This is a genomic window from Marinobacter sp. F3R08, assembly GCF_018860425.1.
Lineage (GTDB): Bacteria > Pseudomonadota > Gammaproteobacteria > Pseudomonadales > Oleiphilaceae > Marinobacter.
The window spans coordinates 152,422-176,984 of sequence record NZ_JAHKPI010000015.1 but is presented as its reverse complement, the minus strand read 5'-3'; the positions used below and the strand labels follow the sequence as shown (position 1 = coordinate 176,984).

The window sequence follows — 24,563 nt, the reverse complement described above, 5'->3', positions numbered from 1 at the left end:
AGTGAATAAGCCCTGAATCGGATCCATCGAAAATACCTGGTATCTCAGCTTGGGCGACTACTCCGACAGGCTATCAGAGCAGACCAAGACCCTCGGCCAGACGCTGCGCAGGAACATAACCCCGTACCATGTTGCCATCTTCCAGCACGATGGCCGGAGTACCGGTTACGCCAACCCGGCCACCCAGCTCGAATTGCTCTCCCACCGGATTATTACAGCTTGCATCATCAACGCTTCGACCACCTTTGGCGGCATCCATCGCAGCCTGCTGATCATCAGCACACCAGACCGATTCGTACTTACGGAAAGACGCAGTATTCGGGCCGGAGCGAGGGAAGGCATAATAATCGACGGTGATGCCATAGTCGTTGAGTTCCGACACCTCATCATGCAGTTTGCGGCAGTAGGGGCAGTCAATGTCTGTAAACACGCTGATGACCGCCTTCTCATTCTCGGCGGGGAACCTGATGATCCTGCTGGTATCATACTCCGATATCATCTCGCGACGGGCCTCAGCTCGGGCCGCTTCGGTGACATTGGTGATACCCTGATCGGTAACCTTCAAAAGATCCCCCGTCAATAGATACTGACCGTCGTCGGTTGTGTAAATCGTGTCCCCCTTACTGCTAAGGACTTCATACAGCCCCTTGGCTTCGGACTCTTTTACCGATACCACCTCAAGGCCCGGGACTGCCTGGGTCAGTCGCTCGGAAATCTGATCTTCGACTTCGCCAGCACTGACATTCACCACGCTGAAAGAGCCGACAGCGAAACCAAGCGCCAAAACCACATGTTTAATATTCATTCTGGGAAATAACCTTTTCAGTCAGCAGTTAAACAACCCTGGCAGTATTGCCACAGAGCGGGAATCAATTCAATGCGACAAGCACGCAATAAGAAAGTTCACGCGCGCGCACAAGTCGCCGGCCACTCACCCCCTTGGGTGGTGAGCCTGATGCAGCGACTGGAGGCGCTGACGCGCCACATGGGTATAGATCTGGGTGGTCGACAAGTCCGAATGCCCCAGCAACATCTGTACAACGCGCAGGTCCGCCCCATGATTGAGAAGGTGCGTGGCAAACGCATGCCGAAGGGTGTGCGGAGACAGGTGCTTCCTGATCCCTACCCGCACGGCATAGTGCCGGATCCGATGCCAGAAGGTCTGGCGCGTCATGGCCGCTGCCCGGTTTCCCGGGAACAGCGCATTGCAGGACCGCCCCTTCAGAAGTTCCGGCCGCCCGTCCTTCATATACTTGAGCAGCCAGTCCACAGCCTCTTCGCCCAAGGGAACCAGCCGCTCTTTATCTCCCTTACCGGTAATCCGAACCACGCCCTGGCGCAGATTCACCTGATCAACACGCAACTCTGTCAGTTCGGAGACCCGCAAGCCACAACCATACAGAATCTCCAGCATGGCTTTATCGCGCAGCTCAATGGCAACATCCGGATCTGGCTCAGAGAGCAGCGCATCCACCTCTTCTTCCGTCAACGAGTCCGGAAGACGACGAGGTAATTTTGGACTATCAATCCGCAGAGTTGGATCCTCGGCTATCAGTCCTTCGCGCAGCAGATAACGGTAGAAGCGACGAAGCCCGGACAACCGCCTTGCCGCCGTGGAGCTTTTGATCCCGTCCGCCAGTCCCCGGGACATCCAGGCCAGGAGGTCGGTTCGGCGAACTTTTGTCAGCACCGGGCTGCCAGGCTGCCCCTCCAACCATTCCGACAATCGGGACAAATCGCTCCGGTAAGCCTGCCGTGTCTTCTCGCCTAGTCCGTCTTCAAGCCAGATGGCATCAACGAACCGAACAACGACTGACTCGTCTTCCGCTCTCATGGCAAGCCCTCAAACTGCAAATGCCCCACACCAGGAATATCGGAACGTCAGACACAAAAAAGGCAGCCATGGGCTGCCTTTTTCTGCCTGCTGTCCAGCGTATTGCTGATCAGCCCAGCTTTTCCTTGATACGAGCTGCCTTGCCAGACAGATCGCGCAGGTAGTAAAGCTTGGCCTGACGAACATCGCCGCGGCGCTTCACGCTGACGCTGTCAATAAGCTTGGAGAAGCTCTGGAAAGTACGCTCAACGCCAACGCCGTAAGAGATCTTACGCACGGTGAAAGAGGAGTTCATGCCACGGTTACGCTTGCCGATGACAACACCCTCGAACGCCTGAAGACGCTCACGGTTACCCTCGGTTACGCGAACCTGTACGACCACGGTATCACCCGGCGCGAACGCAGGGATTTCCTTGGTCATCTGTTCTGCTTCAAGTTGACTGATGATGTTGTTCTTGCCGCTCATCGTAATGCTCCTGATACCCAATCTGTTAATGCCCTGATCATTCAGAGGCACCCGGTTCGTTCAAAATCTCTTCCAGCAGCTCACGCTCTTCGTCCGTAAACACCCGCTTTGCAAGCAGGTCGGGGCGCCGCTCCCGGGTTCGCCTCAGCGACTGCTTCAGCCGCCAACGCCGGATCTGATCATGGTGACCGCCCAATAAAACATCCGGCACCGCCTGACCTTCATATACTTCTGGCCGGGTGTAGTGCGGACAATCCAGCAAACCGTCGGCGAAAGAATCCTGCTCAGCCGACTGCGCATGACCCAGCGCTCCGGGGATGAGGCGCGTAACTGCGTCGATAACAGCCATCGCTGCAAGCTCGCCACCGGATAGCACAAAATCTCCCAGTGACACTTCCCGATCAACTTCCGCCGTTATCAGGCGCTCATCAACACCCTCGTACCGGCCTGCCACCAGAATCAACTGCTGCTCGGCAGCAAGCGACTCGACAACAGACTGATTCAGCGCCTCACCTTGTGGCGAGAGGTAAACCACACAGGGGTTTCCGGGTGCTGCCTCTTTTGCCGCATGGATTGCGTCCCTGAGGGGCTGAATTTTCATCAGCATTCCAGGGCCACCACCATAAGGCCTGTCATCCACCGTACGATGCCGGTCTTGAGTAAACTCGCGGGGATTCCAGCTCTGGAAGGTCAGAAGACCATCACGAACTGCCCTGCTCGTAATCCCGTAATCCGTCACCGCACTGAACATTTCCGGGAACAGACTGACTGCGCCAATCCACACCCGTTAAAACTCCGGATCCCAGTCCACTACCACCCGCTTTGCTTCAAGATCAACATCTTGAACCACTTCGCCTGGCAGATAAGGAATCAGACGCTCACGCTGATCAATGGAGCCGACAGTCGCCTGCACCACCAGAACATCGTTTGATCCGGTTTCAAGAAGATGATGCACTTTACCAAGACACTCATCTTCGACCGTGAACACATCAAGGCCTTCCAACTGAAACCAGTAATACTCCCCATCAGGGAGCTCAGGTAACTCAGAGGTAGATACCCTGACTTCAGCACCACAGTATGTGCGTGCCAGATCACGGTCATTAATACCTTTCAACCTGACGACGATCCCCTGCCCTTGGCGGCGACCTTCCTCAAGCTTGGCCGGAATACGCTTACCATCCAGATCGAGAGTCCAGTCCGGATAGTCGAGAATTCCTTCCTTGGGATCGGTGAAGGAGAAAACCTTCAGCCACCCCTTAACCCCAAACACCGAGGTAATCCGGCCGATCACAGTTTCCTGCGAATTCTGTGTCATGCCATCAACCCCGGGGTCAGTACTAACTTACTCAGCGCCCTTAAGCAGCTGCGCAACGCGATCACTGGTCTGTGCACCCTGACCGAGCCAGAACTCGACACGATCACGATCAACACGCAGACGCTCTTCCTGTCCGCGGGCAATCGGGTTGAAGAAACCAACACGCTCAATAAAACGACCGTCGCGAGATTTGCGGCTGTCGGTGACTGTCAGATGGTAGAACGGGCGCTTCTTAGAGCCGCCACGAGCCAAACGGATTGTTACCATTTAACCAATATCCTGTTCTGTTGTACGAACTTTGTACGATTCATGCCTGCTGAACACCAGCTGACACGAAGACCCATACTCGAAAGGGGCGCTATTCTATGCTAAATAAACGCCAAAGAAAACAGCAAAACCAGTTGTTTCACTGATTTCCATGTAAGGCTTTTTACATACGGCCAAACGGGGGCATTCCGCCGCCTCCGCCGCCAGGTGGCATCATGCCTCCCATGCCGCGCATCATATTCGCCATACCGCCTTTCTTGCCAAACTTTTTCATCATTTTCTGCATCTGCTTGTGCTGCTTCAGCAGGCGATTCACGTCCTGTATCTGGGTGCCCGACCCGGTGGCAATCCGACGTTTACGGGAATTGTTGATCACATCAGGGTAACGCCGCTCCTTCGGTGTCATTGAGCAGATAATGGCCTCCATCTGCCCCATAGACTTGTCATTAACCTGCTGCTGGGCCACCTGGGCCATCTGCCCCATTCCCGGAAGCTTGTCGAGCAAGCCACCAATGCCGCCCATATTTTTCATTTGCTGCAACTGATCGCGAAAATCCTCAAGATCAAAACTCTTTCCTTTTTTGATCTTTTTGGTGAGCTTCTGAGCTTTTTTCTGATCCAGCTTGCGCTCTGCTTCCTCGATCAGGGAGAGCACATCACCCATACCAAGGATTCGTGAAGCCACTCGATCCGGGTAAAACGGCTCCAGGGCATCAGATTTCTCTCCCACACCCAGGAACTTGATTGGCTTGCCGGTAATGTGACGAACCGACAGAGCTGCACCGCCCCTGGCGTCGCCATCGGTTTTCGTCAGCACCACACCCGTGAGCGGCAAAGCGTCATTAAAGGCTTTCGCGGTATTCGCAGCATCCTGGCCGGTCATGGCATCAACCACGAACAGAGTTTCAACCGGATTGACCGCCTTATGCAGCCTGCCGATCTCGCCCATCATCTGCTCATCGACATGCAGGCGGCCTGCAGTATCAAGAATCACAACATCAATGTGCTTCTTCCTGGCCGCATCAATCGCCCCTTCGGCAATATCCACCGGATCCTGGTCGGTGCTGCTCGGGAAGAACTCAACACCGACTTCACCCGCAAGAGTCTCCAACTGACGAATCGCTGCTGGTCGATAGATGTCCGCACTCACCACCAGCACGGACTTCTTCTGACGTTCCTTGAGGAATCGGGAAAGCTTGGCGACAGTCGTAGTCTTACCAGCACCCTGGAGACCGGCCATCATAACCACAGCCGGCGGCTGGACACTCAGGTTAAGGGACTCATTACCCTCACCCATTACCCTCTCCAGCTCCTGCTGGACCACTTTCACAAACACCTGACCAGGCGTCAGACTGCGCTGGACTTCCTGGCCGATGGCACGATTGCGGACACCTTCAACAAAGTCTTTGACCACCGGCAGCGCGACATCCGCCTCCAGCAGCGCCATCCGCACTTCACGGAGAGTTTCTTTTATGTTGTCATCTGTGAGGCGCGCCTGGCCGGAAATCTTGCGCAGACTGCCGGAAAGTCGGTCTTGGAGGTTTTCAAACATGTTGCTCTTCCGTACCCCGGATAAATTGATTGCGTGAATCGACAGAGCCAGCGACGACTCCTTGATTCCAGTTGCATAATCGCGACATTATAACCAGACTATCGCCCTGAAACGACCAACCCGGTCAAATCGGCTGAAACCAGCGCCGATCCCCAGTCAGAACAGTGGTTAATAAGGAAGTCATGGGAACGCTGATTCTCGCGGTCACCGCCCTTTTTCTTTACAGCGTCGGTACAGCGCTGCAGGCCCTGCATTTTCGGGGCCGGGTTCAAAGCAACATCGCCATTACCACCCTTATTGGCGTACTCGCCCTTACCAGTCATGGACTACTCATTGGCCAGACGGTCTACCATGACGGCGGATTCGACTTCAGCTTTTTCAAAAGCTCGATCCTGATTTCCTGGCTGATCGTTTTCCTGCTGCTTGGACTGAATCTCAAAAAGCCCGTACAAAGCCTGTTTCTTGGTGTGTACCCGCTCGCCGGGCTTACCATCACCCTGGCCCTGGTAGCGCACGGCCCCTCCAGACTGGTATCCGAGCAAAGTTACGGGATGCTCTCTCATATCGCGCTTTCAGTCACAGCCTACAGCCTCTTTACTCTGGCTGCTATCCAGGCAGTGCTTCTTTATTTTCAGAATCGACAACTGAAACACAACTACAACAGCCTGCTGGTTCGGAATCTGCCGCCCCTGCAGACCATGGAATCGCTACTGTTTGAAATGGTCTGGGCCGGTGTGGTGCTGCTGATTCTGGCAATTGTGACCGGCGCCCTCTTTATAGATGACCTGTTTGCCCAGAACCTTGCCCACAAGACACTATTTTCGCTCCTGTCCCTGCTGGTTTTCGTGGCGCTCCTGATTGGCCGGCACACAAAAGGCTGGCGCGGCATCACCGCTAGCCGATGGACTCTGGCAGGGTGCGCGCTCCTGATGCTGGCATTTTATGGCAGCAAGTTCGTTCTGGAACTCATATTCCAGCGTGGTGGTTGAGACCCCGAGCAGCCGGTAGCCTCTTGACACAGAGCTCACCCAAACCCTATTTTCGATACTTGCCAGCAATACAAGGACACCTCTTTTGAACGATCCCGAAACATCGCTTACAGCGCTGTTTATGCTCCTCGTAGCACTGATCTTGCTCTCCGGCTTTTTCTCCAGTTCAGAAACCGGAATGATGTCCCTCAACCGCTACCGCCTCAAACATATGGCCAAAACTGGCCACAAAGGGGCCAAGCGGGCTCAGGGTTTGCTGCAACGCACGGACCAGCTGATCGGCGTCATTCTGATCGGCAACAATTTTGTTAATATTTTTGCCTCCGCTATCGCAACTGTCATCGCCATGAAAATATGGGGCGATGCGGGAATTGCAATTGCAACGGTCGGTTTGACCATCGTCATTCTGGTCTTTGCTGAAGTAACCCCGAAAACTCTTGCAGCGCTGTTCCCCGAGAAAATTGCCTTCCCCGCAAGCTACATACTCGGGCCACTGCTGAAACTTCTCTACCCCATTGTCTGGGCGGTCAACCTGTTCACCAGCGGCATACTGAAACTGCTCGGCGTTTCCGCCGAGGATGCGGCCAATGACCACCTCAGCCGGGAAGAACTCAGAACCCTGGTCAACGAGGCCGGCGCCCTGATACCCGCCAAGCACAAAGATATGCTGGTCAGCATTCTGGACCTCGAAAAGGTGACGGTAAACGACATCATGGTGCCCCGAAACGAGGTTGTGGGCATCGATCTGGACGACGACACCGATACGATTTTGCGGCAGTTGCGCAGCAGCCAACATACCCGGCTGCCGGTCTACAAAGGTGACGTCAACAACATTCAGGGCACCCTGCATTTAAGAAGCGCCTCGAAACTGCTCCTCCAGGAAGAGATTAACAAGGCCATGATCATGCAGCTCTGTCAGGAACCTTACTTCATCCCGGAAAGCACTCCTTTGAATACGCAGCTTATCAATTTCCAGAAGCGTCGCCGCCGGTTCGGTATAGTTGTGGACGAATATGGCGATGTCCTCGGCCTGGCGACACTTGAAGACATACTCGAAGAAATCGTGGGAGACTTCACAACGGATTACGCTGCGACCAGCCCGGACATCATCCCTCAGGATAATGGCACCTTCATCATTGATGGCACCGCCGCAGTGCGAACCATCAACAAGACGCTTGGATGGAAGCTCCCCACCGACGGCCCCAAAACACTCAACGGCCTGATCACCGAAACTCTGGAGAACATCCCTGACACCAACGTCTGCCTGAAAGTGGACGGTCACCGGGTAGAGGTACTGCAGATCAAGGACAATGTTGTGAAAGCAGCCATTGTACATCCGAAAAAGCGCAAAAAGCGCTCACTGCACCTCACACATTAACGCCCGACACGCCAAATCTCCCGGCGCTATAGACCCTTTTGTTATAGCGCCGCCCGCCCTTGAACGATTAAAATTTAACCGCATGCTTGCCCCCCAGTGATCCTCCGTCAACACTAACGAGGTGTGCGATAGAAAATAATCACAGGGAAATAAACACAGGGAACACCTCCATGAACCTGACACACTCGTTGCGAGCCGGCCTATCCTGATCAGGAGAGAGAGACCGCCAACAACGAATCCGACTCCGTCACAAAACCGCACACCAGGACGACCTTGTTACTAACGTTGATCCCAACATTAGCCGGCTTCAGGAGAGCCTTTGCGGCATTTCACGTTTTTTCAGATTTGCGCCTACGTGAGCGTTTGGTCATGTTAACTTTGAGCAAAATGCGGTAAATTTAGCCAATAATGAGAATTCAAAAAATTTAAGCTCGGTCATGTATCCGGTTGAGGCGTAAACAGGAGTCTGCCATGAACAAGCAGTCCGGCATACATTATCTCCGCGAGCATAGGGAAGCCGGAAGTAGCAGACCGGTTCCTGCGGAGGTCACCCGAATCCGGGACACGGTTGTCGCCGGACTCGGTGATTTGCTGCAGGGCGCGTTCGACGCCGTCGACGATTCACTGTTCGAACTGGCCAATAATGCCCGCAGCAACAACGAACAAAATCGGTATTTCGAAGCGATGCGTGAAATCCGCATCAAACGGAAGGGTGTAGAGCGGCATTTCCAGAATACAGTTGCCCAATATTTCTCTAATCCTCCCTATACCGGTCCTCTCCAGGAAGAAAATCTGAGCCAGCAGGACAACGCTGACACTCTCGCCCTGGTCGGCAACGACGACCTTGAGGAGCAGGTTGCCCTCAACGCCATGATCACCAAGGCGAAGGCTCACTTTCAGGGACCATTGCTTCAGCTCCAGACCCGCTTCAGTCAGGTTTACCCGGAAGCCACCGACGAATCTCCGGTAAATCCCATGGCGCCGGAACACCTGTGCAGCGCATTCACCGAAGCAATTCAGGCTCTGGAAATTCAGATTCGCGAACGCTTGATCCTGCTCAAACAGTTTGACCGTTACGTTGTGTCCAACCTGGGCATGCTTCTGGATGAGGCTAATCGGATACTGATCCAGGCCGGTGTCATTCCAAACTTCAGGTATCACGGCAAGGCCGGAGAGCAACACGAGGCATCAAAGACACAGCCCGCAGATGCGGAGACGGCGGAAAGTTCATCGCAGGATACGGCCAACGCCTCAGAGCAGGCAGCAAGCAGCGCCGTTTTTGAACAAATCAGAGAGATGCTGGCACGTCAGCGCGCCAACGCAGGTGTTTCGCCGCGCTCCACGGACCCCAATATTCGGGTCGTCGGTGGCACCGAACTGGCCAGCCTCCTGAGTTCGTTATCCTTGCCCGAAGCCAGACAGGATCAACACAACCTGAGCGATGGCGAACCCGTAAGCGTTGATCTCCGGCAATTGGTGCAACAGATACTCGCCCAAGCCGATACGGGAGATGGCCGCAAGCCCGCACTGAACGAGGTCGACGAAGACCTCATCAATCTGGTCTCGATGCTGTTCGAGTTTATTCTTGACGACTACAACCTTTCTGCTCCGGTTCAGGTTCTGATAAGTCGCCTGCAGATTCCAATTCTGAAAGTAGTTATCCGGGACAAGAGTTTCTTCAGCCAAGCCACACATCCGGCAAGACGCCTTCTCAACTCACTTGCAAGGGCCGGCATTGGCTGGAGCAGCAGCGACGAAAAAACGAAAGATAAACTTTACGGGCAGATTCACAACATCGTGCAAAGGATTCTGAACGAATTCGACGGCGACGTTGCCCTGTTTGACACCCTCAACCAGGAATTCGAGCAATTCCTCGAACGGGAGAACCGAAAGGCGTCGTTGGTTGAACAGAGAACCCGGGAATCAGAGCGGGGCCGAATCAAATCTCAGACAGCCCAGCAAACCGTCGATAACCTGCTGAAGCAGAAAGTCTCCCGATATAAGCTGCCGGAATCCATCCACGACATTCTGATGAATGGCTGGAGCCGGGTGATGTTTCTCGCCTATCTCAGGGACGATGTGGAACATCGATGGAATGCTACCGTCAAGGTTGTAGATGATCTTATCTGGTGCCTTCACCCTCACCAGGAAGACGACGAAAGGGATCAGTGGGTTCGCGTGGTGCCCAGCCTGCTCAAGTCACTGAGATCCGGGCTGGAAGAAGTTTCCTACAACTCATCCCGGCTGGATGAAATGATGGGACAGCTCAAGCATCAACTGGCCGAAGCATTCCGGACCAATGCGGCCATCGAGGCACTTCAGGACTCACCTGAGGAGCCGGAAGAAGACATCGCCACCATTCATCAGACTGCCGTTGAGCGTCAGCAGGAGCTGGAAGAGGCCGCTATCTCTGAATACGTTGCCCAAATCGACGGTATCGAGATCGGCAATTGGGTAGAGTTTAGACTCGTCAATGGTGCCAGCTTCAGATGCAAGCTTTCCGCCATTATTGAGGAAGCGGACTGCTTTGTTTTTGTCAACCGCATGGGCCTGAAGGTCATTGAAAAAACCCGAACCGAACTGGCCCATGAAATGCGGCGTGGCAGGCTGACCCTGCTCGAGCAAGGTGCCTTGATTGATCGGGCTCTGGATGCGGTCGTCGGGAGCCTGCGGAACAAGACCGCCTGACACCGATGACTGAAAACAGTAATCCCAACGCCCTGCCGGCCACTTACCGGCTGGGGCTTTCGGTGTCTTTGGCTCTGTTCCTTCATACACTTATACTCACAGGCATACCCTCTCCGATCGAAGACAAGGTGGCCACGCACAGTGAGAGCATGCATTTCACGCTGGTCTCTCCCGGTTCACATAAACCCACCGTCAACATGCCCGGGAAAGCCAGCGCAACTGAGACAGCAACACAAATCGCGCCGTCCAATCAGGAAACCCCGGAATCCGAATCTCTGCCGCAACCCATGCTAATGAGTACCCACCAACCAGGAACACTCGCACCGAGGGCTCAAACCAGCTCCCGCTCTCCAATCAGCAAACCAGCCCTGGCGAGGGTCAGCGCCTCCACCGGAACAAAACCGAAAAAACCTACAGCATCGGAAAATCCGGAAAGCCACATTACACGTGTTACCGAGTCGCCGGCGGAGCTGGACCCTTACGTCGTCAAGCTGGCAATCCATCTGGCACAGCAACTGGAGGAGCTGAGAATTCCGGCATTGAGAGATTTGAATGGAGCCGTCGAGATGGCGGTGGAACTGCAACTACTTGGAAATGGCGCCCTGACCCAGGCGAAGGTACTGAACTCAACAGGCATCAAGAGTATTGACGCAGCAGCTTACCGTGCTGCCTTGGCGGCAAGTCCCTACCCCCAACCGCCGGAAAACGATGGGGGTAACAGGAAGAACCGCTTCGAAGTTGACTTGTTGTTCACCCCGAAACGGCTCTGACCGACCACGATCTCAGGCTTCCGCCTGTTTCGCAGCCTCTTTCACGAGCTTGCTCAACTCACCGCTCTCTGACATTTCCAGAACAATGTCACATCCGCCCACGAGCTCACCATTGATATACAGCTGGGGGAATGTCGGCCAGCTGGAATAAACCTTCAGACCCTCACGAAGATCCTGGTTATCCAGAATATTCACGAACGCAAAGCGTTCGCCACAAGCCATCACAGCCTGCACGGTTTTCGCGGAAAAACCACACTGTGGCGCCTGAGGACTGCCCTTCATGTATAGAATGATCGGATTTTCGTCGAGCTGGCTTTTGATAGTTTCATTGATGTCCATGAACACTCACCTCTGTTTGTGCAGTCTTGCCGTTTGGCCAATTTCTTGACGACATTGTACACGGGTGCCGAACCCCTAACCAAACCTCTTGAACAGATCTCTCGCAATGCCTGCCATTCCAGCCAGCTGACAGCGTTGTCATACCTGCTCCGAAGGGCTAGACTTGATGCCCCATTTTTTTCCGTCAACGTTCAGGCAATCCCGCCAGTGGCGGGGTTCGGTTAGATAAGGGCCACTTCATGGCGGCAAGACATTTTCTGACATTGAATGACATGACAACTGCCGAGCTGGAAAGCCTGGTTGATCATGCTGCAACACTGCGCAACGAATGGCGTCAAGGCAAGGTTAGGGACTCCCTGAAAAACCGGGTCCTTGCGATGATCTTCGAGAAATCTTCAACACGGACCCGGGTTTCTTTTGAGGCCGGCATGGCTCAACTCGGGGGCTCCGCCATGTTCCTGTCTCCAAGGGACACCCAGCTTGGTCGCGGCGAACCTATTGAAGACTCCGCCATCGTGATCTCCAGCATGGTGGACGCGGTGATGATCCGCACCTTCGCCCATGAAACCGTCGAACGCTTCTCCTCCGCCTCCCGGGTGCCGGTGATCAACGCCCTGACTGATGACTTTCATCCCTGTCAGCTGCTGGCCGATATGCAGACCTACCGCGAACACCGTGGCAGCATTCGTGGCGCCACGGTGGCCTGGATTGGTGACGGCAACAACATGTGCCACTCATACATAAATGCCGCAGCCCGGTTTGATTTCAACTTGAATATCGCCTGCCCCGAAGGCTACGAACCAGCCGAGTCACTGACCCAGGCCCACAAAGACCGGGTCAAGGTGATCCGCGATCCGGGAGAAGCTGCCCGCAACGCTCAGCTGCTGGTAACGGATGTTTGGGCTTCTATGGGCCAGGAAGATGAACAGAAAGCCCGAGAAAAAGCATTCAGTGGCTACCAGATCAACCCGAAACTGCTTGCTCTGGCCGACAAGGATGCTCTTTTCATGCACTGCCTGCCGGCTCACCGGGGCGAGGAAATTTCAACAGACATGATGGAACATCCAGCCTCGGTGGTCTGGGATGAGGCCGAAAACCGTCTGCATGCTCAGAAGGCCCTGCTTGAATTTCTAATCCTGAACCGCTTGGACTGATTCCATGAGCACAACCGCACAATCTCAGGCAGATTGGCTGCTCGAGGTCAATAACCTGTCCTGCGGCTACGGCGGGGAGTCAGTGGTCAAGGATGTCAGCTTTGCCTTGAGCCATGGCGATATTGGCTGTCTGCTCGGCCCAAGCGGCTGTGGCAAGAGCACAATACTACGAGCCCTCGCCGGCTTTCTGCCGCTGAGCGGTGGTGAAATCAGCCTGCAGTCTCAAGCCATTAGCCTGCCCGGACGCACCCTGCCCCCGGAAAAACGGCGAATCGGCATGGTGTTTCAGGATTACGCCCTGTTTCCTCACCTGAACATCGCCGACAACGTGGGATTTGGTCTACGCAACCTGAACAAGGCAGAAAAGCGGCAGAAGGTCATGGAGCTGCTCAATGTTGTGCACCTGCAGGACCTGGCTGACAATTATCCCCACCAACTGTCCGGCGGCCAACAGCAACGGGTAGCCCTGGCCCGAGCACTGGCGCCTGAGCCCACACTGATCCTGCTGGATGAGCCGTTTTCGAATCTGGATGCCGATCTGCGCCGGCGCCTGAGCCTTGATGTTCGCGAAATTCTCAAGACGCTGGGCATCAGTGCCATTCTGGTCACCCACGACCAGCAGGAAGCGTTCGCCATGTGCGATCAGGTTGCGGTGTTACGGGACGGTGAAATTCAGCAGTGGGACGTCCCCTACAACCTCTACCACGAACCGGCAAATCGGTTCGTGGCGAGTTTTGTGGGTCAGGGTGGATTCATCCCGGGCAAGGCCCTGGGCCCGGACACCATTGAGTCCGAATTAGGGGTGATCCATGGTAACCGGGCCTATAAATGGGAGCCCGGGACTCTCGTTGATGTTCTGATCCGCCCCGATGACATCGTCCATGACCCTCGCTCGGAACTTCAGCCGAAGGTCGTTGAAAAAACCTTTGCCGGCACTTCCACCCTGTACCGTTTCCGATGTTCCGAGGATACCGAGTTCGAAGCCCTGTTCCGAAGCCACCTCGACTTCAATCTTGGCGAACATGTTCCTGTTCGGGTGGAGGCAGATCACCTCATTGCCTTCGAGCGCGCCGCCTGATTCAGGCGGCATTCCTGCTCCACTGAACACCACCAGAATGCCGCCCCGGATTTCCTTTGTATCATGCGCCATCGCGGGGAAAAGGTGATCGATCGGGAATTTACAGGCAGGCATAAAAAAAGGGCCGGAAAACCGGCCCTCAAATGACGAATGAAACAAGGAAAGTTCGTAAGAACTACAACCTCAAAAGTCATCCCTTACGCTTTGAATTATTGCCCGGAGAGCCAAAAACTTCAGTAGTGCTTGTGTAGCACCTTTGTTACATCAAGTGAAACAGTGGGCCCGATTCACACGATGGAGTCCATGGGCTTCTTTCGCGGCCAGACAAGACTGAACTTTGCACCACCAAGCGTGTCGCTCCTGCTGACGAAGGCGTGCCCTCCATGCCAGTACAGAATCCGCCGGACTATAGACAAGCCGAGGCCGTAACCGCCTGAGGTTCGGGTGCGGCTATCGTCCAGACGCGCGAACGCAGTGAACACTTTGTCCCAGTCTTCCTCGGGAATGCCCGGGCCATCGTCTTCCACATCAATACGGCAGTTGTCCTCGTCAAAATGACAGTTTACCAACACTCTGCCAGCGGCGTAGCGGCCACCGTTGCCCACCAGATTCTGGATTGCCCGATGCAGATATCGAGGCTCAATATCCGACAGCGCCCAACGTTCGGAGACCTCATCAATACTGCTTTCAATTTTCAATTCCGGTCGAACCATCTGTTGCTCGGAAACCACCTGGCGAACAATATCCGTTACCGATGCTTCCTGAATGGAAAATACCGGGCCACCCTGCTCCAAACGAGCATAAGTGAGAATCTCGTCTATCAGCTCATCCAGTTCCTGGATGTCGCCATCAATGCCGTCCAGTTGCCTCTGAAGCGCAGCGGAATCCTGACAGTCTTCTATCATCTGCACACCAAAGCGGATTCGGGCCACCGGAGTACGTAACTCATGGGAAACGGCATGTATCATTTCCCGCTGGACCTGCACTAAACGTTGTATATGTTCGGCCATTCCATTGAATGACGAGGCCAAACGGGTAACCAACGTCCCATCACCGGCCTGCACCCGAGCGCCCATTTCTCCCCGGGCGATTCTCACCGCTACCGACTCTACAGTCCGGAGATTACTGTCAACCTCCCGCAGAGCAAGAAACAGCGCTACAGCCAGCATCGCTCCCAGTACCAGTACCAGCAACAGAACCACTGGCCAGGCCCAGGCGTTGAATCCCGTTGGCATGACGATCTGGAACAGCTCGCCATCAGACAGCTTAACGATGACTCGACCGCAGCCATCTGCTTCATCAGTGTAAAACGCAAGGCCACGCTCGACGACCTGATCCAGAACATCAGGATCGGGCAGCATGCCGGCATCCCCCAGACGTCGGACTTCAACGTCGAGAGATTGGGCCATTTGCGAGGCAACACTGACACGGTCGTTCGCCGGGGCTGAATCAAGATGCCATCGAATGATCAGACCAATCGTTTCCGACACGTCCCGGTAGGGCTCGCTTAGACGTAGTTGCAGAATGTCTCCCGAGAGACCGGTTACCAGAACCCGATACCCCACATCACTCTCGACACTCACCACCTGACCGTAGCCAAGTCGCTCCACCGCCACCGGGGACAGATTAAACCGGGACGCGTCGCCCATCCGGAGACCCACTGTGGAGCCCAGCCAATGGTACTGATGTAACGGTGCCGGAGACGCCGCTAACCAGCGCATCAGGGGCTCGGGAAAACGCTCGTGCCAGAACTGCGAGCGTACCGTGTTGATACCAGAGAACAGGAGGACACAGACCACCACAACCAGTGCGGCCAGGCCGGCAAGGCGAGCGTAGAGCTTGAGGAAGAACTTCAGGGGCATGGTTTCAACCCTGGCATGGAACACCGGTAGCGGATGAATTGCACACCGGCTCCAGAGACTGAATCGTCAGGCTTCCTTCACGAACAGATAGCCTTTACTGCGTACGGTCTTGATGCGCCGCGGGTGAATAGGATCATCTCCAATCTTGGGTCGAATCCGAGACACACGAACATCAATGGAACGATCCTGACCGTCGTACTCAATGCCACGCAAAGCAGTGAAAATTTCTTCGCGACTTAGTACGCGGCCTGCGTTGCTGGCCAGCAACCAGAGCAGATCAAACTCAGCACTGGTCAGATCAATACTGTCATCATTCAACCAGGCCTCTCGCATAGAGCGATCAACAACCAGATCATTAAACTGCAGGCGCACAGGCTCTTCACCACCGGCTTCATCGCCTGCCCCCTGTGCGGTCTCGGAAACCCGACGTAACATGGCCCGGATGCGCGCCAGTAATACTCTGGGTTTGACCGGCTTACCAATATAATCGTCTGCCCCCATTTCCAGCCCAAGGACCTGATCCAGGTCATCGGTGCGGGCGGTCAGCATGATAATCGGGCCGGAATAAAACGGGCGCACCCGACGGCAAATGGACAGCCCGTCTTCACCCGGCAGCATAAGATCCAGCACCACGAGATCCGGCTGTTCATTGCGGATCCGCTCAACTGCTGGACCACCGTGAGTTTCCAGGGAGACGGTCAACCCGTTGCTTTCCAGGTATTCACGGGTCAACTCTGCCAACCGCTCGTCGTCCTCGACAATCAGAATTCGCCAACTTTCGTTTGTCTGTTCCACGCCATCCATCTCTGATTTTTTTATTCCGGTTTCAGGTCATTCTGTCTATCTGACAATACAGGCAACTTGCTGTAACAGCAATTATACATGCTATTCATAAATATACATGGAACCGCTGCTTCGTTACACCCCGCAACAAAGACTCCAAAGCAACCAAACTGCCCCAGTGTCACAGACACGTCACAGCGTGGTCACCGGTGTGTCATACCGGCTTCATAGGCTTGTCGGGAAATGGAAATAAAAGAGACGATGCCATGACCTCACAAACCGCGAAAGCCCGCCGCAGTGCCCGCAGCCTGAAAACCGACACAACCCGATGCCCAAAACAGATAGAGGCAGCACAGCGGCTGCGATACCAGGTGTTTTCAGAAGAATATGGCTGTGACCTTGGAGCTCAGACGCCTGGCATCGATGCTGACGTGTTCGACACAGTGTGTGACCACCTGATCGTAACTGACCTGGATTCCGGCGAACTGGTCGCTACCACGCGAGTCCTGCACCAGGCCAACACGGGAGCGGTTGCCGGCTTTTACTCTGCAGGAGAGTTTGACCTGAGCTCTCTGGAAAAACTCCCGGGCACCATCGCTGAACTGGGGCGCACCTGTGTCCACCCGGACTACCGGAACGGCGCAACCATCAGCGTACTCTGGTCGGCAGTCGCCGAGTATCTTGTTGAGCGCGGCGTTGACTATATGATCGGCTGCGCGAGCATCAGCATGTCCGATGGAGGACTCAAAGCCTGGCGCACTGCCCGTCATCTTCAGGCCGAATACCTTGCGGAACCGGCATTTTTGGTCAAACCACTCAGACCCATGCCTCATTTGACCCACACCCGCGACACCGATCGCCCGGTGGACGTACCTGCTCTGATCCGAGCCTACATGCGCCTTGGCGCCCGAGTCTGCGGTGAACCCTGTTGGGATCCTGATTTTCGCTGCGCGGATCTGCTGGTCGTACTGGAGGTGAGCAAACTGGCTGACCGTTACAGCCGACACTTCATGCGTACAGCCCCTTGAGGTCGGGAGTCTCGGAGATGAGCTGGCTCAGATTGTGCGTTCGTGTCACAGCCTTTATCGCTTTTCTGGCAGCCACCACAATGCTTGCCGCCAGCTTGCGAGCCACTGAAATAATAACCCGTAAAGCAATCGATCGGCGGCCCTGGACCAGATTCTGCCTCCGATGGGCCTGCCGGTGTTTGGGACTGGACCTACACCAGCACGGCTTACCATCAGAAAATACCGCCCTCTTCGTCAGCAACCACATCAGTTGGTCAGACATCCCGGTTTTGGGAAGCCTGGCGCAAATCCGGTTCCTATCAAAAGCTGAAGTGGCCAAATGGCCAGTGATTGGCTGGCTAGCACGGCAGGCCGGAACGCTGTTCATTCAGCGCGGAGGCGGTCAGGCCCGACGCGTACGCGGCCAGATAATCGGCAACCTGCAGGCCGGAGAGAACGTCCTGATTTACCCGGAAGGCACTACGAGCGCCGGCCTGACTGTATTGCCGTTCCATGGCCTTTTGTTGAAGGCTGCAACGGAAAGCAAGGTACCGGTTCAGCCCATCACCATTGCTTATCGCAGAAACGGACGCCCCGATCATCTCGCCCCCTTCATTGCTGAAGACGAGTTCCTCAGCCATTTGCTGCGAATGCTCAGACAACCCGCCGCCCGGGTCGACGTTGTTTTCCATGCTGCGGTGCACCCACCGGAAACAATGCCAACCAACGAATTCGCTCTCAGCCTGAGAGACACGGTGCTCGACGGCCTGAAGCGGGTCTACAAGGGTGAATACGACAAACCGGCAATCGATGTTCTCAGAACAGAGGATGACCCTGGACTACCTCATCTTCCGTCGCTTCACGGCGGCCAACAATCTCCAGATCAAAGTACAGGGTGAAGCCTGCCAGCGGGTGATTGGCATCAACCCTCACCAGGTTGCCATCAATTCCGACCACCTGAACGATCTGCGCTTCATCGCCGGTGTTGGTCTGGAATTTCATGCCTACCTGCAGGTTCTCGATCCCTTCGAACAGTGAGCGGGGCACCTTACGCACCAGCTCCGGCTTATGCTCTCCGTAAGCCATTGCCGGAGGCACCGTCACCTCCAGGCAATCCCCCACATTGCGGTCTTTCACCGCCTGTTGGATCCCTTCAATAATCTCGGGGCTGCCATAGACGAAGTGCAGAGGCTCACTGCCTTCGGACGTATCGACCAGCTCGCCGACCTTGTTCTTCAGCACATAGTGGACGGTAAAAACGTCGGGTCTTGTTTGTGAAGCTGTCATCAGGTTTTCGAGTTTCCTGTATCCGGTGGTGATTCAAGCTGCTGCAGGCCATGGATAACCAGACGTTGGTCCAGCTTGTCCCGCAATCCTGAAGGGCTGGCCAGCCCCATGCGTTCCAGCAGGGCCCCATACCGGCCTTCGTCGTCTCGGGCCCGGAGGGCCTTCAGCAGCGTCGACAGTTTACCACGACGAGTGGCCGTTGCGGCCTTCAGCCCCTTAAGGGCTTTCCCCAACGTCAGCTCCTCGTCGGTAAAGTCTCTGCCAAACGGAAATGGCGGGAACAGACCGGGATCTCCCGTCACAGCAACTGCCTGCCGAACGGCTTGCGGAGTGTTGTTACACCAATCAGCCGGCAACCTGAAATCGGGATTCACCTTGCCCGCCTTCTGGGCCCTTTTCAGAAGCGCCTGCTGGAATCGGGAATCCGCGATGCGGATCAAACGGAGGAATACCTGCTCGTCTGACTGCCCTCTCAGGTCGGCAATCCCGTATTCGGTAATCACAATATCCCGCAGATGGCGGGGAATGGTGCAATGGCCATAGTTGAACACAATATTGGAGAGTACCTTGCCCCTTGATGAGCGGGTACTGCGCAGCGACAGAATGGAACGCGCTCCCGGAAGTTCATGGGCCATGGCCACAAAGTTGTACTGCCCGCCGACACCACTGACCACCCGACCATCTTCCAGGCCGTCGGATACCCCGGCGCCATTAAGGGTGTACATCATTGCCGAGTTGATAAAACGGCCATGGACGCGCTGGGCTGCCTTCAGCTTCTGATTCCCGAATCGATGGTCATAAAGGTGATTGATGAAGTTCACGCTGGTCATGCAGATTTTCGCACGCTGCTCGTCGGGCAGCTCTCGCAGGGACTGATAGAACTGCTCGGGGCCCACGTAGAAGCCTCCATGCATGACAATCCCGCCCGTCAGCCGCTCTCCAAGAGCAAGGGTCTCGATAGCTTCCCGTGCTTCCGGGTTGTCCAGGTCCCCCTCCACCGACTGATCACCGACACGCAACCGACCGCCTTTGAATTCCACAGCGTCTTTCAGGATGCCATGCCGGACAAGCCAATGGACATCCCTTGCCTGCAGCGGACTATCGATAAGCTTTTCGCGGCGCAGAACATCCAACGTAGTCAGAGATAGTTCAACAGTAAGATCGCCCCGGTTGATCAGCGCCTGCAGATCGGCATGATCATAAACCTCACGACTCAGGATGCCTTCCTGCATCAGATACAGAAAGCCATCAACCATCATTTCGCTGCAACCATACAGCCCTTCTTTAAAGGGGCCGGTGCCACCCTCTTCCCGGACGACAGGGAAGGTTTCATCAACTTTGAGGTGATCAAACACCTTCCGCCACGCATCGTTGTGGCTGTGTCGCAGTATGGTGCTGTGTACCAGGGCGGCACCCAGAGAGCCAATTCCTACCTGAAGAGTTCCTCCATCCTTCAGCAAGGTACTCGCATAAAACCCGATCATATGATCTTCCGGGCTAACCGACATCTGCGGGGCAGAAAACAACGGGTAATCGCTGGAAGGCTCATCAAGCACGATATCGAACCGCGTTGCGTCAAGGGCCGCGTGGCGTCCGAACCACGGCAGGTTCTGATTGGTCTCGGCCACCAATGCAACCGGCGTGCCCGCGGCCTCCCGCTCCCGAAGCAAAGGAATCAAATCCAACGTCAGGTCGGGGTTGCAACTCAGACTGACTTGCCCGGGTTGCCCGTGAGCCTCGCCCGACGCCACCATCTGGGCGACCACATTGACACCCACCGCCATAAGATCACGAACGGCATGGGTATAATTGGTACAAACGTAGTGACGCTGCTGGGAACGATTGTTCAGGTAACTGCCGGCCTTGAAGAAAAACTCCGAGACCTGGACATTCTGCGGGAGACAATTACCTGAGACATCCCGGGCATAGGTCAGCTCCGGAATCCGACCATACAGGCGCTTCACGAACGGGCCCATGAAGCGTTTTTCCAGCGACGAGCCATCCATTGGTGCCAGAAGCGAAAGCGCTGTGACAATATGCAGGCGAATCTCGGGGTCGTCTTTGGCCCGCTGGTATAGTGCATTTACAAAGCGGACGGGCTTACCTAGCCCGAGCGGCAGCCCGAGAGTAATTTCCTTGCCTACCCGGCGAATCACCTCATCAACACAGGCGTTCACGTCGTTCGATAACTGCCCTCTAGCACCCGCCATGTCCAGGCTCCTTATTGGCTAACAAGCGTTCCAACACGGATGATCACACGAGCACAGCGCGCAGACAATGCGCCAGGTCATGATTCTGAGTTCAGAAGATTTGCAGGTGGGGAGGTATGCGAGGGGTTCAGAAGTTCCACTTCAGGTTCAGGCAGGCGCCCTCATTCAGAAGCGCAATGCCATGATCGGCCTGCGCAGGATCTGACGCATAATGCCTGCCCGTGGTCTTTGAACGGGTCAACGTAAGGCTAAGAAGGCGGGAACCGATTTCGGTGACTGCCTCTGAGCTGTCATCTTCAAAGTCGCCGAAAACCCTGTCCTCCATCTCAATAACCTGTTCACTGGTTGTCGCGCTCTCGACCACTTCGAATACCCGCCCGGAGGCTTCCGCACGCACGACGAATGCCAGGAGATTTAGAGCGAGTAATGCGACGAAGATGCGAATAACCATGACGCTGCCTGAGACCTTTTTCGAAATGAGAGTCTACTGATACATTAGGCTTAAGTCTAATAAACACAGGCTGGAAAGCTGTGATTTCGCACACAAATGCGCCGCTTTTTTGTCACAGGAGCACCATGTTTTTGTCAATTTATGATCTCTAATATTTCAGACTGTAACCTCCAGCCAACACCTGGTGGCCGGAGGCTATAGCCGGGATGCCACTCAGGGGCAGGGATAGGTAAATTCCTGATGAATGGCCTCAATCGCTTCCAGTACTGCAGGGCTCAGAATAACCTGTGCAGACCCCACATTCTCACGCAACTGTTCCATGGACGTGGCGCCAATGATGTTGCTGGTCACAAAGCTCCGGCTGTTCACGTACGCCAGTGCCATCTGGACCGGAGACAGTCCGTTTTCACGAGCCAGCTCAACGTATGCCCGGGTCGCATCCATGCCACGGTCGCTGGTGTATCGGCTGAAACGCTCGTAAAGGGTCATTCTGGCTTTTTCTGGCCATTTACCTCCCAGATACTTACCAGACAACATGCCGAACGCCAGCGGCGAATAGGCCAGCAAACCGGCCTGTTCCCGATGAGCAATTTCCGCCATCCCGACTTCGAACGATCGGTTTAGGAGGTTATAGGGATTCTGGATACTCGCCACACGGGGCCAGCCCTTTTCTCCAGCCAGACGAAGATACTCCATGGTGCCCCACGGCGTTTCATTGGACAGGCCAATGTGTCGGACCTTACCGGACCGCACAAGCTCGTCCAGCGCCTCAAGAGTTTCCTCGATAGGCGTGAAAGACTCGTCCGGATTGTGCTCATAACCGAGCTTGCCGAAAAAGTTCGTGCTGCGATCCGGCCAGTGCACCTGGTAGAGGTCGATGTAATCAGTCTGCAGGCGTTTCAGGCTGGCATCACAGGCTTCCAGAATGTGATCTCGTGTCAGACGCGGCCCGTTACGCAGGTACGTCAGGCCATTGCCAGGCCCTGCTACTTTGGAAGCAATCACGAGGTCGTCGCGTTTGCCCCTGCTCGCAAGCCAGTTACCAAGGTAGGTTTCGGTCAGACCCTGGGTTTCCGCGCGCGGCGGCACGGGATACATCTCAGCGGCATCGATGAAGTTAATGCCCTCATTCACTGCAAAATCCAGCTGCTCAAATGCTTCCTGCTCTGTGTTCTGCTCGCCCCAGGTCATGGTCCCAAGGCATATAAGGCTGACGTCGAGATCCGTTTTTCCAAGCTTTCGCGTTTGCATATCGTCTCCGATTTGATTCGATTATCGGGTAAAGGGAATGTCACGGGAGTGTCGCATAACTGTCATGCCCGCTTTTCATAGTAGGAGCATGTCAAAGGAAGCACAGGAAACACCGTGACCGAGACCAAACAGGCCAACCGGCGCCAACAACACATTACCATTGTTTCCGAGACTTTTCCGCCGGAAATCAATGGTGTGGCAAACACCCTCAGATACCTGTGCCAGGGGCTGATGCAACGTGGGCACCGAGTGACGGTTATACGGCCTCGTCAGCAGCATGAGCGCAAAGGCGACTTCGCCAGTGCCGGCTCGGCTCTGTTCACCCGTGAGCATCTAGTGACCGGTCTGCCCCTGCCAGGCTATGCCGATTTGCGTTTCGGCATTGCCCGAATCAACCATCTGAAGAAACTCCTGACCACCGACCGTCCCGACGCCATCTATGTTGCCACTCAGGGTCCACTGGGCGTCGCCGCTACATTTGCGGCCAGACGAATCGGCGTTCCGGTGAGCTCCGGCTTCCATACCAACTTTCACAGCTACAGCCGATACTATGGGGTCGGTGTACTTGAGCGGCTGCTCTGTCTCTACGGCCGCTGGTTTCACAATCGTACCGCCATTACCCTCGTGCCAACCCGAAAAATGCAGCAGACAACCCGAGCCATGGGCATACCGATCACCGGGCTCTGGAGCCGCGGCGTCGACTGTCATCGCTTCACCCCTCACAAGCGGGACAACGCTCTCCGGGAATCCTGGGGTTTGCAGACCAACGACCGCGCCATTTTGTATGTGGGACGGCTCGCACCGGAGAAAAATTTGCGCATGGCGGTTGCCTGCTTTGAGCGGATCCGGGGCCTTCACCCTCAGGCCAGATTCATCCTGGTTGGAGACGGCCCACTCCGACATCAATTGGCTGAACGCCACCCGGATTACGTGTTCTGTGGCACTCAGCGTGGCGACGACCTCGCGCGACATTTCGCCTCGGGTGACCTGTTCCTTTTCCCCAGCAAGACCGACACTTTTGGCAACGTGGTTCTGGAAGCCATGGCCAGCGGTCTGGGTGTCGTCAGCTTTGACGATGCCGCAGCAGCCGAACACATCCGCAACGGGGAAAACGGAATGAAAGTTCCTCTGGATCGGGACGAGGCTTACGTCGATAGCGCACTCCGGCTCGCGGATCAGCCGACATTGCTGAACCGAATCAGGACCCAGGCCAGACTGGACGCCCTGGAACAGAGCTGGAACTCACAGATCGAACAGTTTGAACACCTGGTTCTCAACCAAACTGCAAAGGCCGGATACCATGCCCTCAACAAGCAAAGCGTCTCGCTTCTTTGAACTGGCAGACCAGCGGGAAGTCGCATTCTGCCAGTCCATCAACCGTGCGGTCAGCTTCCGGCCTGCTCTAGGTTACTTTCGACTGGTTAGCCGACTCGGTGACGGCTGGTTCTGGTACGCCCTGATCCTTTCCATTCCCCTTCTCCACCCGGATTCAGGTCCGGGGCTGGCCTTACTTATGACGCTGACCGGACTCTCCTGCACGATCAGCTACAAATTCCTGAAGCGCAAGCTCATACGGGAGCGGCCCTTCATTTCGTTTCCGGCCATCAACTGCGGCACACCACCACTGGACCGCTATAGTTTCCCTTCAGGCCACACCCTTCACGCCGCCTGCTTCCAGGTTATGCTGACGGTTGCTGATCCGGCTCTGGCGATTTTGGTGCTTCCATTCACTCTCAGCGTCGCTGCATCCCGGGTGGTTCTTGGACTTCACTACCCCAGTGACGTCGCAGCTGGCGCGCTGATTGGAGGGCTCATGGGCTATACCGCCATGATCTGGCTGCATCAGGAATTCGTCCTGGCATTCACAGGATCTGCCTGAGCA

General features: G+C 55.4%; 24 protein-coding genes. 10 read left to right on the top strand and 14 right to left on the bottom strand.

The window, feature by feature from the left end; genetic code table 11:
• Positions 1–73: 73 nt before the first annotated feature.
• The 7 genes from KO499_RS09905 to ffh all read right to left on the bottom strand — a co-directional run bounded on the left by KO499_RS09905 (position 74) and on the right by ffh (position 5,434).
• Positions 74–805, bottom strand: coding sequence for a DsbC family protein (locus KO499_RS09905; RefSeq protein WP_215983579.1), 732 nt, complete (start codon positions 803–805; stop codon positions 74–76).
• 126 nt (positions 806–931) lie between these two features.
• The gene (xerD, locus tag KO499_RS09900) at positions 932–1,834 is read right to left on the bottom strand and encodes a site-specific tyrosine recombinase XerD (protein WP_215983578.1); all 903 of its coding nucleotides are present in this window, start codon (positions 1,832–1,834) and stop codon (positions 932–934) included.
• Positions 1,835–1,943: 109 nt separating this feature from the next.
• Complete coding sequence (rplS, locus tag KO499_RS09895; protein ID WP_215983577.1) at positions 1,944–2,300, bottom strand: 50S ribosomal protein L19; 357 nt, start codon at positions 2,298–2,300, stop codon at positions 1,944–1,946.
• Between the two features lie 37 nt (positions 2,301–2,337).
• Positions 2,338–3,084, bottom strand: coding sequence for a tRNA (guanosine(37)-N1)-methyltransferase TrmD (gene trmD / locus KO499_RS09890; protein WP_215983576.1), 747 nt, complete (start codon positions 3,082–3,084; stop codon positions 2,338–2,340).
• Between the two features lie 3 nt (positions 3,085–3,087).
• Positions 3,088–3,615 carry a ribosome maturation factor RimM gene (rimM, locus tag KO499_RS09885; RefSeq protein ID WP_215983575.1) on the bottom strand — a complete coding sequence of 176 codons (528 nt, stop codon included), beginning with the start codon at positions 3,613–3,615 and terminating at the stop codon, positions 3,088–3,090.
• Positions 3,616–3,642: 27 nt separating this feature from the next.
• Complete coding sequence (rpsP, locus tag KO499_RS09880) at positions 3,643–3,882, bottom strand: 30S ribosomal protein S16 (protein ID WP_215983574.1); 240 nt, start codon at positions 3,880–3,882, stop codon at positions 3,643–3,645.
• A gap of 163 nt (positions 3,883–4,045) precedes the next feature.
• A complete protein-coding gene (ffh, locus tag KO499_RS09875; RefSeq protein WP_215983573.1) occupies positions 4,046–5,434 on the bottom strand; it encodes a signal recognition particle protein in 1,389 nt (462 codons plus the stop codon).
• Positions 5,435–5,616: 182 nt separating this feature from the next.
• On the opposite strand from ffh, the gene KO499_RS09870 reads away from it, so the two are divergent.
• The 4 genes from KO499_RS09870 to KO499_RS09855 all read left to right on the top strand — a co-directional run bounded on the left by KO499_RS09870 (position 5,617) and on the right by KO499_RS09855 (position 11,259).
• Positions 5,617–6,423, top strand: coding sequence for a cytochrome C assembly family protein (locus tag KO499_RS09870; protein WP_215983572.1), 807 nt, complete (start codon positions 5,617–5,619; stop codon positions 6,421–6,423).
• An 85-nt stretch (positions 6,424–6,508) separates the two neighbouring features.
• Positions 6,509–7,801 (top strand): HlyC/CorC family transporter, encoded by a 1,293-nt coding sequence (locus tag KO499_RS09865; protein WP_215983571.1) that lies wholly within the window; start codon positions 6,509–6,511, stop codon positions 7,799–7,801.
• 471 nt (positions 7,802–8,272) lie between these two features.
• A complete protein-coding gene (locus tag KO499_RS09860) occupies positions 8,273–10,489 on the top strand; it encodes a DUF1631 domain-containing protein (RefSeq protein ID WP_215983570.1) in 2,217 nt (738 codons plus the stop codon).
• 5 nt (positions 10,490–10,494) lie between these two features.
• Positions 10,495–11,259 carry a TonB family protein gene (locus KO499_RS09855; protein WP_215983569.1) on the top strand — a complete coding sequence of 255 codons (765 nt, stop codon included), beginning with the start codon at positions 10,495–10,497 and terminating at the stop codon, positions 11,257–11,259.
• Positions 11,260–11,271: 12 nt separating this feature from the next.
• On the opposite strand, the gene grxD is transcribed toward KO499_RS09855, so the two are convergent.
• A complete protein-coding gene (gene grxD / locus KO499_RS09850; protein ID WP_215983568.1) occupies positions 11,272–11,598 on the bottom strand; it encodes a Grx4 family monothiol glutaredoxin in 327 nt (108 codons plus the stop codon).
• A gap of 239 nt (positions 11,599–11,837) precedes the next feature.
• Here grxD and argF point away from each other — a divergent pair, with 239 nt between their 5' ends.
• Together argF and KO499_RS09840 are read left to right on the top strand one after the other, a co-directional pair.
• Positions 11,838–12,752, top strand: a complete 915-nt coding sequence (argF, locus tag KO499_RS09845) for an ornithine carbamoyltransferase (protein ID WP_215983567.1) — start codon at positions 11,838–11,840, stop codon at positions 12,750–12,752.
• A 4-nt stretch (positions 12,753–12,756) separates the two neighbouring features.
• Positions 12,757–13,830, top strand: a complete 1,074-nt coding sequence (locus KO499_RS09840) for an ABC transporter ATP-binding protein (protein ID WP_215983566.1) — start codon at positions 12,757–12,759, stop codon at positions 13,828–13,830.
• 287 nt (positions 13,831–14,117) lie between these two features.
• Here KO499_RS09840 and KO499_RS09835 read toward each other — a convergent pair whose 3' ends face one another.
• Complete coding sequence (locus KO499_RS09835) at positions 14,118–15,692, bottom strand: ATP-binding protein (RefSeq protein ID WP_215983565.1); 1,575 nt, start codon at positions 15,690–15,692, stop codon at positions 14,118–14,120.
• Positions 15,693–15,758: 66 nt separating this feature from the next.
• Positions 15,759–16,496 carry a response regulator gene (locus tag KO499_RS09830; protein WP_215983564.1) on the bottom strand — a complete coding sequence of 246 codons (738 nt, stop codon included), beginning with the start codon at positions 16,494–16,496 and terminating at the stop codon, positions 15,759–15,761.
• A 245-nt stretch (positions 16,497–16,741) separates the two neighbouring features.
• Here KO499_RS09830 and KO499_RS09825 point away from each other — a divergent pair, with 245 nt between their 5' ends.
• Both KO499_RS09825 and KO499_RS09820 read left to right on the top strand, forming a co-directional pair.
• Positions 16,742–17,503 (top strand): GNAT family N-acetyltransferase, encoded by a 762-nt coding sequence (locus KO499_RS09825; RefSeq protein WP_215983563.1) that lies wholly within the window; start codon positions 16,742–16,744, stop codon positions 17,501–17,503.
• A 17-nt stretch (positions 17,504–17,520) separates the two neighbouring features.
• Positions 17,521–18,381, top strand: a complete 861-nt coding sequence (locus KO499_RS09820) for a lysophospholipid acyltransferase family protein (RefSeq protein ID WP_215983562.1) — start codon at positions 17,521–17,523, stop codon at positions 18,379–18,381.
• Here the strand turns inward: KO499_RS09820 and KO499_RS09815 are convergent.
• The 4 genes from KO499_RS09815 to KO499_RS09800 all read right to left on the bottom strand — a co-directional run bounded on the left by KO499_RS09815 (position 18,299) and on the right by KO499_RS09800 (position 22,681).
• The gene (locus KO499_RS09815) at positions 18,299–18,769 is read right to left on the bottom strand and encodes an FKBP-type peptidyl-prolyl cis-trans isomerase (protein WP_215983561.1); all 471 of its coding nucleotides are present in this window, start codon (positions 18,767–18,769) and stop codon (positions 18,299–18,301) included. The genes KO499_RS09820 and KO499_RS09815 overlap by 83 nt on opposite strands.
• A complete protein-coding gene (locus KO499_RS09810) occupies positions 18,769–20,979 on the bottom strand; it encodes an acetyl-CoA hydrolase/transferase C-terminal domain-containing protein (RefSeq protein ID WP_215983560.1) in 2,211 nt (736 codons plus the stop codon). Before KO499_RS09810 ends, KO499_RS09815 begins: the two co-directional genes overlap by 1 nt.
• Positions 20,980–21,106: 127 nt before the next feature.
• Complete coding sequence (locus KO499_RS09805; RefSeq protein ID WP_215983559.1) at positions 21,107–21,430, bottom strand: hypothetical protein; 324 nt, start codon at positions 21,428–21,430, stop codon at positions 21,107–21,109.
• A 213-nt stretch (positions 21,431–21,643) separates the two neighbouring features.
• On the bottom strand, positions 21,644–22,681 hold the full coding sequence (locus KO499_RS09800; RefSeq protein WP_215983558.1) for an NADP(H)-dependent aldo-keto reductase: 1,038 nt from the start codon (positions 22,679–22,681) through the stop codon (positions 21,644–21,646).
• 114 nt (positions 22,682–22,795) lie between these two features.
• Between KO499_RS09800 and KO499_RS09795 the strand changes: the two genes are divergently transcribed.
• Entirely contained in the window at positions 22,796–24,016 is a 1,221-nt protein-coding gene (locus KO499_RS09795) for a glycosyltransferase family 4 protein (protein ID WP_215983557.1), read from the top strand.
• Positions 23,982–24,560 (top strand): phosphatase PAP2 family protein, encoded by a 579-nt coding sequence (locus tag KO499_RS09790; protein ID WP_215983556.1) that lies wholly within the window; start codon positions 23,982–23,984, stop codon positions 24,558–24,560. Before KO499_RS09795 ends, KO499_RS09790 begins: the two co-directional genes overlap by 35 nt.
• The last annotated feature ends 3 nt before the right edge of the window (positions 24,561–24,563 follow it).

What these genes read in the sequence shown, in the direction of transcription:
- KO499_RS09825 (WP_215983563.1), top strand. Translation starts at nt 16,742, where the DNA reads ATGACCTCACAAACCGCGAAAGCCCGCCGCAGTGCCCGCAGCCTGAAA.
- KO499_RS09805 (WP_215983559.1), bottom strand. Translation starts at nt 21,430, where the DNA reads ATGGTTATTCGCATCTTCGTCGCATTACTCGCTCTAAATCTCCTGGCA.
- KO499_RS09905 (WP_215983579.1), bottom strand. Translation starts at nt 805, where the DNA reads ATGAATATTAAACATGTGGTTTTGGCGCTTGGTTTCGCTGTCGGCTCT.
- KO499_RS09830 (WP_215983564.1), bottom strand. Translation starts at nt 16,496, where the DNA reads ATGGATGGCGTGGAACAGACAAACGAAAGTTGGCGAATTCTGATTGTC.
- KO499_RS09820 (WP_215983562.1), top strand. Translation starts at nt 17,521, where the DNA reads ATGAGCTGGCTCAGATTGTGCGTTCGTGTCACAGCCTTTATCGCTTTT.
- rpsP (WP_215983574.1), bottom strand. Translation starts at nt 3,882, where the DNA reads ATGGTAACAATCCGTTTGGCTCGTGGCGGCTCTAAGAAGCGCCCGTTC.
- rplS (WP_215983577.1), bottom strand. Translation starts at nt 2,300, where the DNA reads ATGAGCGGCAAGAACAACATCATCAGTCAACTTGAAGCAGAACAGATG.
- grxD (WP_215983568.1), bottom strand. Translation starts at nt 11,598, where the DNA reads ATGGACATCAATGAAACTATCAAAAGCCAGCTCGACGAAAATCCGATC.
- argF (WP_215983567.1), top strand. Translation starts at nt 11,838, where the DNA reads ATGGCGGCAAGACATTTTCTGACATTGAATGACATGACAACTGCCGAG.
- xerD (WP_215983578.1), bottom strand. Translation starts at nt 1,834, where the DNA reads ATGAGAGCGGAAGACGAGTCAGTCGTTGTTCGGTTCGTTGATGCCATC.
- KO499_RS09790 (WP_215983556.1), top strand. Translation starts at nt 23,982, where the DNA reads ATGCCCTCAACAAGCAAAGCGTCTCGCTTCTTTGAACTGGCAGACCAG.
- ffh (WP_215983573.1), bottom strand. Translation starts at nt 5,434, where the DNA reads ATGTTTGAAAACCTCCAAGACCGACTTTCCGGCAGTCTGCGCAAGATT.
- KO499_RS09800 (WP_215983558.1), bottom strand. Translation starts at nt 22,681, where the DNA reads ATGCAAACGCGAAAGCTTGGAAAAACGGATCTCGACGTCAGCCTTATA.
- rimM (WP_215983575.1), bottom strand. Translation starts at nt 3,615, where the DNA reads ATGACACAGAATTCGCAGGAAACTGTGATCGGCCGGATTACCTCGGTG.
- KO499_RS09815 (WP_215983561.1), bottom strand. Translation starts at nt 18,769, where the DNA reads ATGACAGCTTCACAAACAAGACCCGACGTTTTTACCGTCCACTATGTG.
- KO499_RS09870 (WP_215983572.1), top strand. Translation starts at nt 5,617, where the DNA reads ATGGGAACGCTGATTCTCGCGGTCACCGCCCTTTTTCTTTACAGCGTC.
- KO499_RS09840 (WP_215983566.1), top strand. Translation starts at nt 12,757, where the DNA reads ATGAGCACAACCGCACAATCTCAGGCAGATTGGCTGCTCGAGGTCAAT.
- KO499_RS09855 (WP_215983569.1), top strand. Translation starts at nt 10,495, where the DNA reads ATGACTGAAAACAGTAATCCCAACGCCCTGCCGGCCACTTACCGGCTG.
- KO499_RS09835 (WP_215983565.1), bottom strand. Translation starts at nt 15,692, where the DNA reads ATGCCCCTGAAGTTCTTCCTCAAGCTCTACGCTCGCCTTGCCGGCCTG.
- KO499_RS09860 (WP_215983570.1), top strand. Translation starts at nt 8,273, where the DNA reads ATGAACAAGCAGTCCGGCATACATTATCTCCGCGAGCATAGGGAAGCC.
- KO499_RS09810 (WP_215983560.1), bottom strand. Translation starts at nt 20,979, where the DNA reads ATGGCGGGTGCTAGAGGGCAGTTATCGAACGACGTGAACGCCTGTGTT.